The organism is Ramlibacter sp. PS3R-8 (assembly GCF_037572435.1).
Lineage (GTDB): Bacteria > Pseudomonadota > Gammaproteobacteria > Burkholderiales > Burkholderiaceae_C > Ramlibacter.
Map to the genome: position 1 here is coordinate 450,880 of NZ_JBBHGT010000003.1, position 16,761 is coordinate 467,640.

Here is a 16,761-nt window from a genome sequence, read left to right on the forward strand (position 1 = left end):
AGTTGCAGACCCGCAACGGCTGAGTGGGCGAGACCCCGAGGCTGTACGCCCGGCGCGTTTTGCCTACAATGAAGCTCCAACTATCGCAGTTGCCATAGATTGTTGGTTCAGGGCGCGTCACCTTCAGGGCGCGCCCTTTTTTCTTTGTGCGCGGCTTTTGAATCAATCACTTATCTGTCCCCGTTGATGAATCACATCAGAAACTTTTCGATCATCGCGCACATCGACCACGGCAAATCGACACTCGCTGACCGCCTGATTCAGCGCTGCGGCGGACTCTCCGATCGCGAGATGGAAGAGCAAGTACTGGACTCGATGGATCTCGAAAGGGAGCGTGGGATAACCATCAAGGCGCAGACCGCGGCGCTCTCGTACAAGGCCCGCGACGGACAGGTCTACAACCTCAATCTGATCGACACGCCGGGCCACGTCGACTTCTCCTATGAAGTGAGCCGCTCGCTTTCGGCATGCGAAGGCGCGCTGCTGGTGGTGGACGCGAGCCAGGGCGTCGAGGCGCAGACCGTCGCGAACTGCTACACCGCCCTCGACCTCGGCGTCGAGGTGGTGCCGGTGCTGAACAAGATGGACCTGCCGCAGGCCGACCCGGAGAACGCGAAGCTGGAGATCGAGGACGTGATCGGCATCGACGCGACCGATGCGATCCCGTGCTCGGCCAAGACCGGCATGGGCATCGACGACATCCTGGAGGCGATCGTCGCGCGCATTCCGCCGCCGCGCGGCAAGGTCGACGCGCCCCTGCGGGCCATGATCGTCGACAGCTGGTTCGACACCTACGTCGGGGTCGTGATGCTGGTGCGCGTCGTCGACGGCCGCGTGACCCGGGGTGACCGCATCAAGCTGATGGCGACCGAAGCCACCTACGAGGCGAACAGCCTCGGCGTGTTCACGCCGTCCACCTCGCCGCGCGAGGCGCTCGAGGCCGGGGAAGTGGGTTTCATCATCGCCGGCATCAAGGAACTGCAGGCCGCCAAGGTGGGCGACACCGTCACCCTGATCAAGCCGGGCACCGGCGGCGCTTCCTTCACCGCCACCGAGGCGTTGCCGGGCTTCAAGGAGGTGCAGCCGCAGGTGTTCGCCGGCCTGTACCCGGTGGAAGCCAACCAGTACGACTCGCTGCGCGACAGCCTCGAGAAGCTCAAGCTCAACGACTCTTCGCTGCACTACGAACCGGAAGTGAGCCAGGCGCTCGGCTTCGGCTTCCGCTGCGGCTTCCTCGGGCTGCTGCACATGGAGATCGTGCAGGAGCGGCTGGAGCGCGAGTTCGACCAGGACCTGATCACCACCGCGCCCAGCGTGGTGTACCAGGTCCTCAGGGGCGACGGCGAAGTGCTCATGGTCGAGAACCCGGCCAAGATGCCCGATGTCGGCCGCATCCAGGAAATCCGCGAACCCATCGTCACCGTCCACCTGTACATGCCGCAGGAATACGTCGGCGCGGTGATGACGCTGGCCAACCAGAAGCGGGGGGTGCAGATCAACATGGCCTACCACGGGCGCCAGGTGATGCTCACCTACGACCTCCCGCTCGGCGAGATCGTGCTGGACTTCTTCGACAAGCTGAAGTCGGTCAGCCGCGGCTACGCCTCCATGGACTACACGTTCAAGGAGTACCGCGCCTCGGACGTCGTCAAGGTCGACATCCTGCTGAACGGCGAAAAGGTGGACGCGCTGTCGATCATCGTGCACCGGAGCCAGTCGCTGTACCGCGGCCGCGCCGTCGTCTCCAAGATGCGCGAAATCATCAGCCGGCAGATGTTCGACGTGGCCATCCAGGCGGCGATCGGGGCCAATGTGATCGCCCGGGAGACGGTCAAGGCGCTGCGCAAGAACGTGCTGGCAAAATGCTACGGCGGCGACATCACCCGCAAGAAGAAGCTGCTCGAAAAACAAAAAGCTGGCAAGAAACGCATGAAGCAGATCGGCTCCGTCGAGGTGCCCCAGGAAGCGTTCCTCGCCATCCTCCAGGTAGAAGACTAGAACGATGATGCCTTTCCTCACGGCCGCGGTCCTCGCGGCCTTCGTCGGCTACGCCGGCGCCTGGTACTTCGAATACGTCGAGGGCAACTTCGCCCTGCTGCTGTTCCTGGCCACCATCGTGACCGGCGTGTACTGGGTGGCCGAGCGCCTCTGGTACCTGCCGCGCCGCCGCCGCGCCGCCGCTGCGCTGGAGGCCCACGCCGCGCGCCGCAACCAGCGGCTGTCGGCCCAGGGAATCGCCCCGGTCGACGCGGAGTTGGAGGAAGCCAAGCACCGGATGCTGGCGCAGCCGTGGTGGCTGGACTGGACCGCGGGACTGTTCCCGGTGATCGTGGCGGTCTTCGTCCTGCGTTCCTTCCTGTTCGAGCCGTTCAAGATTCCTTCCGGCTCGATGATCCCGACGCTGCTGGTCGGCGACCTCATCCTCGTGAACAAGTTCACGTACGGCCTGCGGGTGCCGGTGCTGAACACGCGCCTGACCGAGGGCACGCGGCCCCAGCGCGGCGATGTGATGGTTTTTCGCTACCCGCCCAAACCCAGCCTCGACTACATCAAGCGGGTGGTCGGCGTTCCCGGCGACGAGGTGGCCTACCTGAACAAGCGCCTCACCATCAACGGCAAGCCGGTGGAAGTCAAGCAGCTGCAGGACTTCTTCGAAGCCGACGCGATGCGCTACTTCAAGCACTTCGAGGAAAGATTCGGCGACGGAGCGCACCGTATCCTGAACGACGACGAGCGCCCGGCCTTTGTTCCCGGGGTCGAGGACTTTCCGTTTCGGCAGAATTGCCGCTACAGTGTGGAGGGGGTCGTCTGCAAGGTGCCGGAGGGGCACTATTTCATGATGGGCGACAACCGTGACAATTCGCTCGATTCGCGCTACTGGGGCTTCGTTCCGGATCGGAACATCGTCGGCAAGGCGTTCCTGATCTGGATGAATTTCGGCAACCTGAAGCGCATCGGGTCATTCGAATAGGCTTGGACGGAGGGGTTTCAATGGCAGGCAAATCGCGGCAGCGCGGCATTTCTTTTCTCACGCTGGTTTTCATCCTGGCGGTGCTCGGCGGCGCCGGCGCGGTGGTGATGCAGACCTTGCCGTCCTTCCTGGAGTACCAGGCGGCCCTCAAGGCGATCAACAAGGCCAAGAGCGAGGCCACCGTGGCCGCCGTGCGGGCGTCCTTCGACCGCTACGCCCAGGTGGACGACATCACCTCGATTCGCGGCAAGGACCTGGAAGTCACCAAGAACGGCGAGCAAGTCGTGGTGGCGTTCAATTACCAGAGGGAATTTCACCTGTTCGGCCCGGCCTGGCTGCTCCTCAAGTACGCCGGGACCTCGAATCCCGGCCGCTAGTGTCGTGACCGATGCGCTCGCGGCGCTGCAGTCGAGGCTGCAGCACCGCTTCCAGGACCCCAAGCTGCTGGCCCGGGCGCTGACGCACCGCAGTTCGTCCGCCGAGCACAACGAGCGGCTGGAATTCCTCGGCGACGCCGTGCTCAACCTGGCGGTCGCCGCGCTGCTCTACCAGCGCCTGGCCGACCTGCCGGAGGGCGACCTGTCGCGCGTGCGCGCCAACCTCGTCAAGCAGGACACGTTGCACAAGGTGGCCGTGGAGCTCGGCCTGTCGGGGCTCGTCCAGCTGGGCGAGGGCGAGGCGCGCTCCGGCGGCCACAAGCGGCCCTCGATCCTGGCCGACGCGCTGGAGGCGGTCATCGGGGCCGTCCACCTGGACGCGGGCTACATCGCGGCGGAGGCGCTGGTGCACCGGCTGTTCTCCCAGGTCGAGATCACCCCGCACATGTCCGCCGCCGCCAAGGACCCCAAGACGGAGCTGCAGGAGCTGCTGCAGGGGCGCAGGATGAGCGTGCCCCTGTACCGGGTGGTCGGCACCGTGGGCGCAGCCCACAAGCAGACCTTCGACGTGGAGTGCGAAGTGGCTGAGCTCGGCATCGTCGAGCGTGGCATCGGTGCGTCGCGCCGGGCCGGCGAGCAGGCCGCTGCAGCGGCTATGCTGATCATGCTCAAATCGAAATTGAAATGAATTCGCCCAGCCCCCATCCCGGCCTTCCCCCAGAGGGGGAAGGAGGAAGCCCGGCGCAACGTTGCGGACTCGTCGCCATCGTGGGCAAACCCAACGTCGGCAAGTCCACGCTGCTGAACGCGCTGGTCGGCCAGAAGATCAGCATCACCTCCAGCAAGGCGCAGACCACGCGCCACCGCATCACCGGCGTGCGCACGCAAGGCGCCACGCAGTTCGTGTTCGTCGACACGCCCGGCTTCCAGACGCGCCACGGCTCCGCGCTGAACCGCTCGCTGAACCGGGCGGTGACCGGCGCGATCAGCGATGTCGACGTGGTGCTGTTCGTGGTGGAGGCGGGCAACTTCACGCTGGGCGACGCGAAGGTGCTGTCGCTGCTGAAGCCGGACATCCCCGCGATCCTGGTGGCCAACAAGCTGGACGTGCTGCATCGGCGCGGGGACCTCGCACCCTGGCTGCGCGACATGCAGGAGCGCCACCCGTTCGCCGAGTTCATGCCGATCTCCGCGAAGAACGCCAAGGACATCGAACGCGTGCTCCCGGTGTGCGAGAAGTACCTGCCGCAGCAGCCCTGGTTCTACGCCGAGGATGAACTGACCGACAGGAGCGAGCGCTTCATGGCCGGCGAAATGGTGCGCGAGAAGCTGTTCCGCCTCACCGGCGACGAGCTGCCCTACACGTCCACGGTCGTGATCGAGGAGTTCAAGGAGGAACCCAGCCCGAAGTTCAAGCGCATGGTGCGCATCGCCGCCACGATCATCGTCGAACGCGACAGCCACAAGGCGATGGTGATCGGGGAGGGCGGCGAGAAGCTCAAGCGCATCGGCACCGAGGCCCGCACGGAGCTGGAGCGGCTGTTCGACGCCAAGGTGTTCCTGCAGATGTTCGTGAAGGTGCGCTCGGGCTGGGCCGACGACGAAGCGCGCGTGCGCAGCTTCGGCTATGAATAGCGCCTGAGGCGGCCGTGCCTGCCAAGCGCATCGCCGACGAACCGGCGTTCGTCCTGCACCGCTACGACTGGAGCGAGTCCAGCCTGATCCTGGAGCTGTTGACGCGCCACTTCGGGCGCATCGCCGTCGTCGCCAAGGGCGCCAAGAAGCCCAGCTCCAACTTCCGCCCCGTCCTGCTGCCGCTGCAGCCGCTGCAGGTGGCCTTCGGCGGCGACGCCGAGATCCGCACGCTGAAGTCGGCCGAATGGGTGGGGGGCCAGGTCATGCCCACCGGCGACGCCCTGCTGGCCGGCTACTACCTGAACGAACTGATGATGCGGCTGCTGGCGCGCGACGATCCGCATCCGGGCCTGTTCGACGTCTATGCGTCCGCGGTGCGCGTGCTGGCCATGGACGATCCGCACACGCTCCAGCCCGCCTTGCGGGCGTTCGAGCTGCTGCTGCTGCGCGAAGTCGGCTTCCTGCCCTCGCTGGACCTGCAGACCGGCACGCTGGCGCCGCTGGGCAGCGACCAGCGCTACAGCCTGCGACCCGAAGGCGGACTGGTGGAAGCGCACGATCCGGAGGGCCGGGGCAGCCTGACGGGCACCCAGTGGCTCGCGGTCCAGGCGGCGCTGGACGACCCGGCGCCCTTCCACGCCACCTTGCGGACGGTGGCGACCCTGGGCGAACTGAAGACGCAGCTGCGCGCGCTGCTGCACTACCATTGCGGCGTGACGACCTTGCGCACGCGCCAGCTGATGATCGACCTCCAGGCCCTATGAAATCTCCCCGCACGCTGCTGTCGGTGAACGTGAACAAGGTTGCCTTGTTGCGCAACACGCGCCACCTCGGCATCCCCAGCGTCACGCGCGCGGCCACGCTGTGCCTGCAGGCGGGCGCCCACGGCATCACGGTGCACCCGCGCCCCGACGAGCGCCACATCCGGCCGCAGGACGTGCGCGAGCTGCATGCGCTGCTCCAGCGCGACTGGCCGCGGGCGGAGTTCAACATCGAGGGCAACCCGTTCCACAACCTGATGGAGTTCGTGCGCGAGCTGCGCCCGCAGCAGTGCACCTTCGTGCCGGACAGCGAAGGCCAGTTCACCAGCGACCACGGGTGGGACCTGCGCACCGACGGCGAACGCGTCAAGCCGCTGATCGCGCAAGCCAGGTCGCTCGGTGTGCGCGTCAGCCTGTTCATGGATGCCGATCCGTCGGCCATGCCGCTGGCCAGGGCGCTGGGGGCGGACCGCATCGAGCTGTACACCGAGCCGTATGCCGCCGCCTGGGGCACGGCGCGCCAGGAGGAGCAGTTGCGCCGCTTTGCGGCCGCCGGCCAGGCCGCGCTGGATGCGGGGCTCGGCGTGAATGCAGGACACGACCTGAACCGTGACAACCTCGCTGCGTTCGTGCAGCGGGTTCCCGGCGTCAGCGAAGTGTCGATCGGCCACGCCCTGGTGGCCGATGCGCTGGAGATGGGGTACGCGGCGACCGTTCGCGCGTACCTGGAAGCCCTGGCGGTCCCGTGATCTACGGCATCGGCACCGACATCTGCGACGTGCGCCGCATCCGCGAGTCGATCGAGCGGCACGGGGACCGCTTTGCCCACAAGGTGCTCAGCGACGCGGAGTTCGACGTCTGGAAGGCGCGAAGCGCGCGCTGGCCCGAGCGCGGCGTGCGCTACCTGGCCACGCGCTTCTCGGCCAAGGAGGCCTTCAGCAAGGCCGTCGGCATGGGCATGCGCATGCCGATGACCTGGCGCAGCTGCGAGATCGCCAACCTGCCCAGCGGCAAGCCCACCATCGTGCTGCATGGCGCGCTGAAGGCCTGGTGCGAGAGCCGCGGCCTGGCCGCGCAGGTGACGGTCACCGACGAATCGGACTACGCGGCGAGCTTCGTCGTGATCGAACAAAAGGAAAGCCCACCATGAGTGACCATGCCCCGGTGATCATCGACGTCGCCGGCACCCGCCTCACGGCGGACGACCGCCGCCGCCTCTCCGATCCGCTGGTGGGCGGCATGATCCTGTTCGGCCGCAACTGGGAAAGCCGCGAGCAGGTGGCGGCCCTGTGCGCGGAGGTCAAGCAGGTGCGCGACGACCTGCTCATCTCCGTGGACCACGAGGGTGGGCGGGTGCAGCGTTTCCGCACCGACGGCTTCACCCACCTGCCGCCGATGCGGCGCTTCGGCGAGATGTGGATGAAGGATGCCAGGGGCCGGGAAGGCAGCGGGGCGATGCGCGCCATGGCGGCAGCCACCGCTGCGGGCTACGTGCTCGGGGCGGAGCTGCGCGCCTGCGGCGTGGACCTGAGTTTCACGCCGGTGCTGGACCTGGACTTCGGCGCCAGCTCGGTGATTGGCGACCGCTCGTTCCATCGCGACCCGCGCATCGTCACCCTGCTGGCGCGCGCGCTCATGCAGGGCCTGCTGCAGGCCGGCGTGGCGAACTGCGGCAAGCATTTCCCGGGGCACGGTTACGTGAAGGCGGACTCGCACCTGGAGATCCCCGTCGACGACCGTGCGCTGAAGACCATCCTGGAGGACGACGCGGTGCCATACGAATGGCTGGGGACGGCGCTGGCCAGCGTGATGCCCGCGCACGTGATCTACCCGAAGGTGGACAAGCTACCCGCCGGCTTCTCGCCGAAGTGGCTGAATGACGTCCTGCGCGAAAAGCTGCAGTTCCAGGGCGCGATCTTCAGCGACGACCTGAGCATGGCCGGCGCGCGCAGGATCGACGGCCGCGAAGTGACGTACACGCAGGCCGCAGTGGTCGCCCTGCAGGCCGGCTGCGACATGGTGCTGCTGTGCAACGAGTCGGTGAACAGCGAAGGAGGCCGCGCGATCGACGAATTGCTGGAGGGGCTCGCCCAGGCGCGGGACCGGCGTGAATGGCAGGCGAACGAGGCCAGCGAGCAGCGCCGCCTGGCCTTGCTGCCTTGCGGCCCGGCGCCGTCGTGGGATCACCTCATGACGGAGCCGCGGTACATGCGGGCGTTGCAGCTGCTTCCGTGACCGATGCCGGGGTGCCTGCGGCAACCCGGCCTACGCGAGTGACGCGCATCCCGTGGGGCCTCGTAGCATCCCGTAGGTCGGGTTGCGCGCAGCGCACCCCGACTTCTACGCGCGACCCGCCGAATACGACAAGCCCGTCGCCACGCCGCCGAACAGGTCTCCCTCGACGATCTCCGTGCCGGGAAAGCGCTTGCGCAGCAACTGCTGGAACGGCCGCAGCGCGGACGATCCGCCGGTGAGGTAGATCGCATCCATCGCCTGTGACGCCAACCCGGCGCGATGGATGCAGGATGCGGCGCAATCCACCACCTGCTCCAGCAGGAGCGCCAGGTCCTGCGCCATCTCCTGCGGTCCCATGTCCGCATGCAGGCCGGCTTCGACGGCCGACAGGTCGATCGTCGCGGTCCCGCCCGACACCGAACTCCGGATCTTCGCCTGCTCCACCTCGCTGGCGACCAGGTGTCCCAGGTGCTGCTCCAGCACCGTCATCAATCGATCGTGCAAACGGGTGTCGGTGTAGTCGCTGCGCAGCGTGCGCACATGGCGCACCATCTTCGGCGTGGTCATCCAGTGGATCAGGTGCCAGCTGGAAAGGTCCAGGAAGGGCGGACTCGGCACCTCGCGGCCCGTCGGCCCGATGTGGCGGAAGCCGAGCAGGGGCATCACCTGCCGCAGGTTCAGCTTCTGGTCGTAGTCGGTGCCGCCGATGTGGATGCCCGCCGTGGCAAGGATGTCGCCGGAGCGGTCGGCCTGCCGCATGCGGTCCGGCCCGAGGCGCACCAGGGTGAAGTCCGAAGTGCCGCCGCCGATGTCGACGACCAGCACCAGGGACTCGCGCGTGATCCGGCGCTCGTAGTCGAGGGCGGCCGCGATCGGCTCCAGCTCGAACGACACGTGCTCGAAGCCGGCGCTGTGCGCGGCTTGCGCCAGCGCGGCCTGCGCGCGGCGGTCGCGCCCGGGATCGCCGTCCACGAAGTGCACCGGGCGGCCGATGACGGCGCGGCGTGGCTCCGTGCCCAGGTGCCGGCCGGCGCGCGCGCGCAGCTCCGACAGGAAGCGCGCGATGATCGCCTGGAAGCTCAGCATCGTGCCGCCGACGGCCGTTTCCTCCTCCAGCAGGCTGCTTCCCAGCAGGCTCTTGAGCGAGCGCATCAGCCGGCCCTCGGTGCGGGCCAGATAGTGCGCGATGGCCTCCCGCCCGAACGAGGCGCGGTGGTCCTCCGCGTTGAAGAACACGGCGGTCGGGATCGTCGTGGCCGCCCCTTCGAGCGGAACCAGCCGGGATACCCCGTCCGGGCCCGTGAACGAGACCGCCGAGTTCGAAGTGCCGAAGTCGATGCCGAGGGCCGGCGCCTCCGGCCGCATCAACCCTCGCGCCGCAGCGCCGGGAACAGGATGATGTCGCGGATGCTGGGGCTGTCCGTCAACAGCATCATCACGCGGTCGATGCCGATGCCGCAGCCGCCGGCCGGCGGCATGCCGTATTCGAGCGCGCGCACGAAGTCGTGGTCGTAGAACATGGCTTCGTCGTCACCCGCGTCCTTGGCGCTCACCTGCGCCTGGAAGCGCGCAGCCTGGTCTTCGGCGTCGTTCAGTTCGGAGAAGCCGTTGGCCATTTCGCGGCCGGTGATGTACAGCTCGAAGCGTTCCGTGACTTCCGGGCGCTCGTCGTTGGCGCGCGCCAGCGGCGAGATTTCGGTCGGGTGTTCCATGATGAAGGTGGGGTGCCACAGCTTGTCTTCCACCTTCTCCTCGAAGTACATGACCTGCAGCGACGCCACCGAGCGGGTGGAGAGGCGTTCCTTTTCTTCGGTCTTGCCCAGCTTCCTCAGCTGGCCGACCAGCCAGTCGCGGTTGCCGACGTTGTCGGCCGCATCGCTGTGGCGAACGATCGCTTCCGGGATCGTGAGGCGCTCGAAGGGCTTGGCGAGGTCGACCTCCTTGCCCGCATAGGTGAGCTGCAGCTTGCCGGTGGCCTTCTGCGCGGCGTCGCGCAGGAGTGCCTCGGTGAAGTCCATCAGGTCGCGGTAGTTCCAGTACGCCGCGTAGAACTCCATCATCGTGAACTCGGGGTTGTGCCGCACCGAGATGCCTTCGTTGCGGAAGTTCCGGTTGATCTCGAAGACGCGCTCGAAGCCGCCGACCAGCAGGCGCTTGAGGTACAGCTCGGGCGCGATGCGCAGGAACATCTCCTGGTCCAGCGCGTTGTGGTGCGTCGTGAAGGGCTTGGCGTTGGCGCCGCCGGGGATGGGGTGGAGCATCGGCGTCTCCACTTCCAGGAAGCCGTGTTGCACCATGAAGTCGCGGATGCCCGACATCGCCTTGCTGCGCGCGACGAAGCGCTTGCGGGCTTCTTCGTCCATCATCAGGTCGATGTAGCGCTGGCGGTACTTCACCTCCTGGTCGGCGACGCCGTGGAACTTGTCCGGCATCGGGCGCAGGCTCTTGGTCAGCATGCGGATGCTGGTGGTGTGCAGGGACAGCTCGCCGGTGCGCGTCTTGAACAGCTTTCCCTCCGCGCCGACGATGTCGCCCAGGTCCCAGTGCTTGAAGGCGGCATACGCCTCCTCGCCGACCGCGTCGCGCGTGACGTAGATCTGGATGCGGCCGGTCTGGTCCTGCAGCGTCGCGAAGCTGGCCTTGCCCATCACGCGCTTGAGCATCATCCGGCCGGCGATGCGCGCGGTGCCGCCCTCGGCTTCCAGCTGCTCCGCGGTCTTGTCGCCATGCGCGCCGTGCAGCCCCAGCGCGTTGTGCGCGGGCTTGAAGTCGTTGGGGAAGGCGGGGCCGGCCCCCTGGCGGTGGGCTTCCCGCAGGGCCTTGAGCTTGTCGCGGCGCTCCGCGATCAGCTGGTTCTCGTCGATGGGCGGGGTGGTCTGTTCGGACATGGATGGGGGGCGGGCAGCCCTGGCGGGAAGGCGAAACCCTCCATTCTAATTTTTTGCCTGGAAGCGCTCCGGGGAGCCGGAAGTCAGATGGTGATGCCGGTGCGCGTCAGGACGTCGCTGACCAGTTCGAGCCGCACCAGCGGGTTGTCCAGTTCCATCAGGCGCTGCTTCAGCGCCACCGGCAGCGGCAGCAGTTCGCACCAGCGGTTGGCCACCCAGCCGCAGTCGTCCAGCTTCCACGGCGGCATCAGCGGCATGGGCCCCGGCTGGTCGGCTTGCAACTGGAGTGACTGGATCAGGCGCTGCAACGCATCCGCGGTCGGCCGCAGGTCGTCCGGCACGGGCACGACCATGTCGGCCGGCACCCGCACCACGTCGGCCACCCACAGGCCGTGCTTGAGCTGGTCGCTGGCGGTGATGCGGAAACGTTGCGTGCCCGTGGCCCGCACCAGCATCAGGCCGGGCTGGGGGCTTTCGAAATCGTGGATGGTGGCCAGCGTGCCGACCTGCGAGAAGGCCTCCGTGCCGCCCGGCTGCCGCACCTCGTTGCCTTGCGTGAGCGAAACGACGCCGAAGGGAGCGCCGGTCTTGCGGCACTTGGAGATCATGTCGAGGTAGCGCACCTCGAACACGCGCAGCGAGAGCAAGCCGTCCGGGAACAGCACCGCCGTCAGCGGAAACAGGGGCAGGGACTGCAGGGTAAGGGCGGCGGGCACGGTGGGTCCGATGGCTGCCGCTATCATCCCACGACTCCACCCACTCCATGTTCCTCCAGATCACATCCTTCCTGCTGGACGTGGCCGCGGGCCTGCTGGGCGGTGCCTGCCTGCTGCGGCTTTACATGCAGGTGCAGCGCATCCCTTTCGGCAACCCGGTCGGCCAGTTCATCTTCGCGCTCACCAACTGGATCGTGCTGCCCTTGCGCAAGCTGTTGCCGGGCTACAAGCGGTGGGACTTCGCGAGCCTGATCGCCGCCTACCTGTTCCAGCTGGCGCAGTACGGCATCCTGTGGCTGCTCCTGGGCCGCACCAGCGGCGCCGGGCTGGTGCCGATGCTGGCGCTGTTCGGGCTGGTGCGACTGGTGATTTCCGGGGCGATCGGGCTGGTGATCGTCTATGCGATCCTGTCGTGGGTAAGGGCTGACTCACCGATCGTCGACGTGATCGACAAGCTGACCGCGCCGATGCTGCGGCCCTTTCGGCGGATGATCCCGCTGGTAGGCGGCTTCGACCTGTCGCCGCTGGCGTTGCTGGTGCTGCTGCAGGTGGCGGCGATCATCGTGGCGAATGTGCAGGATTCGCTGATTCGCTGAATGCGGGAGCGGACAGCCGGACGCAGAAGACGCAGAAACTACGCAGAAGACGCAAAAGAAACCAAGTCCAATTTTTTTGGATGTCCTTCCGCGACTTCTGCGTAACTTCTGCGCCTTCTGCGTCCGGTACCCGTATCCGGTACTACTCCACCGCATCCGCCGGCTGCCGCTGCAGCATCGCCAGCACGTTCGCAACTGTCTTGCGCAGTTCGCGGCGGTCGCAGATCAGGTCGACGGCGCCCTTGGTCTGCAGGAATTCGGCGCGCTGGAAGCCTTCCGGCAAGGTCACCCGCACAGTCGACTCGATCACGCGCGGGCCGGCGAAGCCGATCAGCGCTTTCGGCTCGGCGATCACCAGGTCGCCCATGAACGCGAAGCCCGCGCTCACGCCGCCCATGGTTGGATCGGTCAGCACGCTGATGTAGGGCAGGCCCTTCTTCGCCAGCCGCGTCAGCGAGGCATTGGTCTTGGCCATCTGCATCAGCGACAGCAAGCCCTCCTGCATGCGCGCGCCGCCGGTGGCGGTGAAACAGAGGAACGGCACTTTCTGCTCGATGGCCGTCTCGACGCCGCGCACGAAGCGCTCGCCGACCACGCTGCCCATGGAACCGCCCATGAAGTCGAATTCGAAGCACGCCGCCACCAGGCTGATGCTGTGGACCGCGCCGCCCATGACGATCAGCGCGTCGGTCTCGCCGGTGTTCTCCAGCGCTTCCTTCAGCCGCTGCGGGTACTTGCGGCTGTCCTGGAACTTCAGCGGGTCGACCGGCAGCACTTCCTGGCCGATCTCGTAGCGGCCTTCCGGATCGAGGAAGGCGTTCAGCCGGGCCCGTGCGCCGATGCGGTGGTGGTGGCTGCACGTCGGGCAGACGTTCTGGTTCTGCTCCAGGTCGGTCTTGTACAGCACCGTCTCGCAGCTCGGGCACTTGATCCACAGGCCTTCCGGCACGCTGCGGCGCTCGGCCGGGTCCGTCGGCTGGATCTTCGGGGGCAGCAGTTTTTCCAACCAGCTCATCTCTGGCACCTCTTCTTTATTCCCGCGAGTCTAGCGCGGCCCGGATGCCGCGCAGGAAGGTCGACAGTGCCGGTAACACGTTGTCACGCGGCTGGTCCTCCACGACCTGGATCACCTTGGTGCCGATCACGACGGCATCGGCCACGCGGCCGACCGCCTTGGCCGTCACCGCGTCGCGGATGCCGAAGCCCACGCCCACGGGGATCTTCACGTGCTTGCGGATCCTCGGCAGCGCTTCTTCCACCGCCGCGGTGTCCAGGTGGCCGGCGCCGGTGACGCCTTTGAGCGAGACGTAGTACACGTAACCGGTGGCGATGCGGGCGACCTGCTGGATGCGCTGGTCCGTGCTGGTGGGTGCCAGCAGGAAGATCAGGTCCAGGCCGTTGGCCCTGAGTTGCGCGGCAAAGGCTTCGCACTCTTCCGGGGGGTAATCGACGATCAGCACGCCGTCAACGCCGGCGGCGGCCGCATCGCGCGCAAAGCTGGTCTTGCCGTTCGTGAGCTCGTAGCGCTCGACCGGGTTGGCATAACCCATCAGCACCACCGGCGTGGCGGCATCCTGGTCGCGAAAGCTGCGCACCATCTGCAGCACCTGCGCCAGACCCACGCCGGCAGCGAGCGCCTTCTCGCCGGCCTTCTGGATGACCGGCCCGTCGGCCATGGGGTCCGAGAAGGGCACGCCCAGTTCGATCACGTCCGAACCCGCTTGCACCATCGCATGCATCAGCTGCGGCGTGATGTCGGCAAACGGGAATCCGGCGGTGATGTACGGGATGAGCGCCTTGCGCTTGTCCTTGGCCAGTCGCGCGAAGGTTGTCGCGATCCGGCTCATGGCTTGCTCCCCTTGAGGGTGAAGCCGCGCATCGAAGGCCGGTCGTAGAAGTCGACGCCGGCGAGGTCGGCGACGGTGCCGATGTCCTTGTCGCCACGTCCGGACAGGTTGACCAGGATGTGCTGGTCCTTCTTCATCGTCTTGGCCAGTTTCATCGCGTAGGCGATCGCATGGCTCGATTCCAGCGCCGGGATGATGCCTTCGGTGCGGCACAGGTAGTGGAAGGCTTCCAGCGCTTCGGCGTCGGTGATGCCGACGTATTCGGCGCGGCCGCTGTCCTTCAGCCAGGCGTGTTCGGGGCCGACGCCCGGGTAGTCGAGTCCGGCGCTCACGCTGTGCGTCTCGATGATCTGCCCGTTGGGATCCTGCAGGATGTAGGTGCGGTTGCCGTGCAGCACGCCGGGGCTGCCGCGCTGCAGCGATGCGGAATGCTTGCCGCTCTCCAGCCCTTCGCCTGCGGCCTCCACGCCGACCAGCCGCGTCTGCTCGAAGCCGATGTAGGGGTGGAAGATGCCCATGGCGTTGCTGCCGCCGCCGACACAGGCCACCACCACGTCCGGCTGCCGGCCGGCCAGCTGCGGCATCTGCTCGATGCACTCCTTGCCGATCACGCTCTGGAAGTCGCGCACCATCATCGGGTAGGGGTGCGGGCCCGCCACCGTGCCGATGATGTAGAAGGTGTTCTCGACGTTGGTGACCCAGTCGCGCATCGCCTCGTTCAGCGCATCCTTCAGCGTCTTGCTGCCGGACTCCACCGGCACCACGCGGGCGCCCAGCAGGTTCATGCGGTACACGTTGGGGCTCTGGCGCTTGACGTCGTTGACGCCCATGTACACCACGCATTCCAGGCCGTAGCGCGCGCAGATCGTGGCCGTGGCCACGCCGTGCTGGCCGGCTCCCGTCTCGGCGATCACGCGCGGCTTGCCCATGCGCCGCGCCAGCATGGCCTGGCCGATCACGTTGTTGATCTTGTGCGCGCCGGTGTGGTTGAGGTCTTCGCGCTTCAGGTAGATCTGCGCGCCGCCCTGCTCACGGCTCATGCGCTCGGCGTGGTAGACCGGCGAGGGCCGCCCGACGAAGTGCTTGAGCTCGTAGTGGAATTCGCGCAGGAATTCCGGGTCGTTCTGGTAACGCGCGTAGGCGTCGCGCAGTTCGCTGATCGCATGGGTCAGCGTCTCGCTGACGAAGCTGCCGCCGTAGATGCCGAAGTGGCCGGTGGCGTCAGGTTGCTGATAGGAAGACATTCGGGGACCTTGCAAGAAGTTGGTCCGCGGCGCGCACGGCCGCGACGAACTGATTGATCTTCCCGGCGTCCTTGATGCCCTTGGCACTCTCGACGCCGGAACTCACATCAACGGCCAGCGTCCGGAAACGCGGCCGCACTTGCACGATGCCATCGCCCACGCTTGCAGGAGTGAGCCCACCAGACAAAACGGCGTGACAGCTGACGCTTGGTGGAAGACGTGACCAATGGAATGCCTGGCCGGCGCCGCCGTAGCCCTCGACGTGGGCGTCGAGGAGCAGGGCCGCCGCGTGGGAATGCTCGGAGGCGAATTTTAGCAAGTCGAACGGGGTGGCGTCGTCCAGCGGGATCCGGGCCGCCCGCAGGTAAGGCCGCCCCGCCGCGGCCTGCTGGCACTGCGCGGGCGTCTCGTCCCCATGGAATTGCAGCATCGCCGTGGGCACCAGCGCGCTGGCTGCGCGCACCGACGCCGGCGGTTCGTTCACGAACAGGAGCACCGGGGTGACGAACGGGGGCAGCGTGCGGGCCAGTTGCGCAGCGCGTTCGGCGCTGACGGAGCGCGGGCTCTTCGCGTACAGCACGAAGCCGACCGCGTCTGCACCGGCCTCGACGGCTGCCTGGACGTCCTGCTCGCGTGTCAGCCCGCAGATCTTGATCCGCGTGCGATGGGGCAGGGGCTGCGCTGCGCTCATGGCAGCCAATCATACGCAGGCACCTGGCTCGGCAAGCCCCAGTGCGGCTCGTACAGCGGGCCCAGGAAATACAGGCCGTCCGGCGAAAAGGTCGGGGCGGCCGCGTCACGGCTGCGGGCCTGCAGCACCTCGTGCATCCATTGCGGCGGATGCGACCCCTGGCCGACGGCGACCAGGCACCCCATGAGGTTGCGGATCATGTGGTGCAGGAAGGCGTTGGCCTGGAACTCGAAGCGCCAGTAGCCGCCACGGCGGCTGATGCGCACCGGCTCCAGCGTCTTCACCGGCGTGGGCGACTGGCACGAGGAGGCGCGAAAGGAGGTGAAGTCGTGTTCGCCGACCAGGTACGACGCCGCTTCGCGCATCGCCGCCTCGTCGAGCGGACGGAACACCCAGCCGACCCGGCCTGCATCGACGCTGGGCCGCACCGGCGACTCCAGCAGCACGTAGGCGTAGCGGCGGGCCTTCGCGCTGTTGCGGGCGTGAAAGGCGTCCGGCACGGGCATCGCCCATTGCACGGCGATGTCGGGCGGCAGGAAGGTGTTGGTGCCGCGCACCCAGGAGAAGTCTTCGCGCTGCACCGGGGTGTCCAGGTGCACCACCTGCATCAGTCCATGCACTCCCGCATCGGTGCGGCCGGCGCAGACGGTGGTGACGGGCTGCGCTGCAAAGCGCGCCAGCGCGGCCTGCAGATGGTCTTGCACGGTGCGGCCCGATGGCTGGCTCTGCCAGCCGTCATAGGCTTGTCCGTTGTAGCTGACACCGAGGGCAAGTCTCACGACGATGGCCCGGGATTCGCA

General features: G+C 67.2%; 18 protein-coding genes. 10 read left to right on the top strand and 8 right to left on the bottom strand.

The genetic code is table 11. The features are described from left to right. Positions 1–186 precede the first annotated feature (186 nt). Genes lepA through nagZ form a run of 9 tightly spaced genes read left to right on the top strand, consistent with a single transcriptional unit; the run spans position 187 to position 7,979 of the window. A complete protein-coding gene (lepA, locus tag WG902_RS13585; RefSeq protein ID WP_340060621.1) occupies positions 187–1,998 on the top strand; it encodes a translation elongation factor 4 in 1,812 nt (603 codons plus the stop codon). Positions 1,999–2,005: 7 nt separating this feature from the next. Next, on the top strand, positions 2,006–2,971 hold the full coding sequence (gene lepB / locus WG902_RS13590; protein WP_340060900.1) for a signal peptidase I: 966 nt from the start codon (positions 2,006–2,008) through the stop codon (positions 2,969–2,971). Positions 2,972–2,991: 20 nt separating this feature from the next. Then, positions 2,992–3,348, top strand: a complete 357-nt coding sequence (locus WG902_RS13595; RefSeq protein WP_340060622.1) for a DUF4845 domain-containing protein — start codon at positions 2,992–2,994, stop codon at positions 3,346–3,348. Positions 3,349–3,352: 4 nt separating this feature from the next. After that, complete coding sequence (rnc, locus tag WG902_RS13600) at positions 3,353–4,036, top strand: ribonuclease III (protein WP_340060623.1); 684 nt, start codon at positions 3,353–3,355, stop codon at positions 4,034–4,036. Then, a complete protein-coding gene (gene era, locus WG902_RS13605; protein ID WP_340060624.1) occupies positions 4,033–4,983 on the top strand; it encodes a GTPase Era in 951 nt (316 codons plus the stop codon). Before rnc ends, era begins: the two co-directional genes overlap by 4 nt. Positions 4,984–4,997: 14 nt before the next feature. Beyond that, positions 4,998–5,747, top strand: coding sequence for a DNA repair protein RecO (gene recO / locus WG902_RS13610; protein WP_340060625.1), 750 nt, complete (start codon positions 4,998–5,000; stop codon positions 5,745–5,747). Further along, positions 5,744–6,493, top strand: a complete 750-nt coding sequence (locus WG902_RS13615) for a pyridoxine 5'-phosphate synthase (RefSeq protein WP_340060626.1) — start codon at positions 5,744–5,746, stop codon at positions 6,491–6,493. The genes recO and WG902_RS13615 overlap by 4 nt, the downstream gene beginning before the upstream one ends. Then, a complete protein-coding gene (gene acpS, locus WG902_RS13620; RefSeq protein ID WP_340060627.1) occupies positions 6,490–6,894 on the top strand; it encodes a holo-ACP synthase in 405 nt (134 codons plus the stop codon). The genes WG902_RS13615 and acpS overlap by 4 nt, the downstream gene beginning before the upstream one ends. Continuing rightward, positions 6,891–7,979 (top strand): beta-N-acetylhexosaminidase, encoded by a 1,089-nt coding sequence (nagZ, locus tag WG902_RS13625; RefSeq protein ID WP_340060628.1) that lies wholly within the window; start codon positions 6,891–6,893, stop codon positions 7,977–7,979. The genes acpS and nagZ overlap by 4 nt, the downstream gene beginning before the upstream one ends. A gap of 105 nt (positions 7,980–8,084) precedes the next feature. On the opposite strand, the gene WG902_RS13630 is transcribed toward nagZ, so the two are convergent. The 3 genes from WG902_RS13630 to WG902_RS13640 all read right to left on the bottom strand — a co-directional run bounded on the left by WG902_RS13630 (position 8,085) and on the right by WG902_RS13640 (position 11,610). Further along, positions 8,085–9,344 (bottom strand): Hsp70 family protein, encoded by a 1,260-nt coding sequence (locus WG902_RS13630; RefSeq protein ID WP_340060629.1) that lies wholly within the window; start codon positions 9,342–9,344, stop codon positions 8,085–8,087. Beyond that, the gene (gene lysS, locus WG902_RS13635; protein ID WP_340060630.1) at positions 9,344–10,867 is read right to left on the bottom strand and encodes a lysine--tRNA ligase; all 1,524 of its coding nucleotides are present in this window, start codon (positions 10,865–10,867) and stop codon (positions 9,344–9,346) included. The genes WG902_RS13630 and lysS overlap by 1 nt, the downstream gene beginning before the upstream one ends. An 83-nt stretch (positions 10,868–10,950) precedes the next feature. Beyond that, positions 10,951–11,610 (bottom strand): LON peptidase substrate-binding domain-containing protein, encoded by a 660-nt coding sequence (locus WG902_RS13640; protein WP_340060631.1) that lies wholly within the window; start codon positions 11,608–11,610, stop codon positions 10,951–10,953. Positions 11,611–11,630: 20 nt separating this feature from the next. On the opposite strand from WG902_RS13640, the gene WG902_RS13645 reads away from it, so the two are divergent. After that, on the top strand, positions 11,631–12,179 hold the full coding sequence (locus WG902_RS13645; protein WP_340060632.1) for a YggT family protein: 549 nt from the start codon (positions 11,631–11,633) through the stop codon (positions 12,177–12,179). A 142-nt stretch (positions 12,180–12,321) separates the two neighbouring features. Here WG902_RS13645 and accD read toward each other — a convergent pair whose 3' ends face one another. The 5 genes from accD to truA are packed head-to-tail and all read right to left on the bottom strand — an operon-like array spanning position 12,322 to position 16,740. Then, complete coding sequence (accD, locus tag WG902_RS13650; RefSeq protein ID WP_340060633.1) at positions 12,322–13,194, bottom strand: acetyl-CoA carboxylase, carboxyltransferase subunit beta; 873 nt, start codon at positions 13,192–13,194, stop codon at positions 12,322–12,324. Between the two features lie 16 nt (positions 13,195–13,210). Next, the gene (gene trpA, locus WG902_RS13655) at positions 13,211–14,026 is read right to left on the bottom strand and encodes a tryptophan synthase subunit alpha (RefSeq protein WP_340060634.1); all 816 of its coding nucleotides are present in this window, start codon (positions 14,024–14,026) and stop codon (positions 13,211–13,213) included. Continuing rightward, positions 14,023–15,270: a tryptophan synthase subunit beta gene (trpB, locus tag WG902_RS13660; RefSeq protein ID WP_340060635.1), complete on the bottom strand. Its 1,248-nt coding sequence runs from the start codon at positions 15,268–15,270 to the stop codon at positions 14,023–14,025. Before trpB ends, trpA begins: the two co-directional genes overlap by 4 nt. After that, complete coding sequence (locus WG902_RS13665; protein WP_340060636.1) at positions 15,248–15,961, bottom strand: phosphoribosylanthranilate isomerase; 714 nt, start codon at positions 15,959–15,961, stop codon at positions 15,248–15,250. The genes trpB and WG902_RS13665 overlap by 23 nt, the downstream gene beginning before the upstream one ends. After that, positions 15,958–16,740, bottom strand: coding sequence for a tRNA pseudouridine(38-40) synthase TruA (gene truA, locus WG902_RS13670; RefSeq protein ID WP_340060637.1), 783 nt, complete (start codon positions 16,738–16,740; stop codon positions 15,958–15,960). Before truA ends, WG902_RS13665 begins: the two co-directional genes overlap by 4 nt. Positions 16,741–16,761: the final 21 nt, after the last annotated feature.